1 pseudogene is annotated in these 632 nt (G+C 45.3%); it reads right to left on the bottom strand.

Annotated features, from left to right (window positions below):
• Positions 1 to 632, bottom strand: a pseudogene (locus HCJ66_RS15905) (type VII secretion protein EssC); the annotation flags it as partial.

Below are 632 nucleotides of genomic sequence, written 5' to 3'. Positions count from 1 at the left end.
AAGTCCATCACGACGGTTTGCAGGAAGGTTGACTTTCCGTAACCAGGACTTGAATAAACCGCGATGTGACCGTCTTTGGACAAGTTTACTTCGACGGCACGCTGATCTTGCATTTCTGGAATATCCATGAAACCAATAATCGGCGCGAGTTCGGATTTCTCTTTTTGCCATGCTTCTTTGTAATCGATTGGATGCAGTTCTGGCAAGAAAATCATGTCTTCCAAAGGCGGCAACCACGGACGCGGTAACATCGCAATGTTCGCTTCCTCGGTATAATCGTGAATATAATCGATCACCGCATCAAGCTCTGACGGCACTTTTGAAATATCCTCTTTATCGCCCAAACCACTTAAATCTTCCGTCAAAATGTCATACTGACCGAGATCGTTAATCGCGTAAATCGTCGTGTCCACTTGCTCTTGATCGTCTTTATCCGGCACGTAATCCGCACCACTCCAAGCACTTTGGAATAATTCGTAAATCTCGTTATTCCCGACTTGCAAATACGAACGACCGGGTAGCGTAATTTCCGCAGCGTCTGGTGTTTTCAAAATTTCATTGGAATCCGACGCGTTTTGTACTTTCAACGCTAGTTTGAATTTCGAGTTCGACCAGATTTGGTCATCCACGAC

The organism is Paenilisteria portnoyi (assembly GCF_014322795.1).
GTDB lineage: Bacteria > Bacillota > Bacilli > Lactobacillales > Listeriaceae > Listeria_A > Listeria_A portnoyi.
This window is presented reverse-complemented; position numbering and strand designations above follow the sequence as displayed.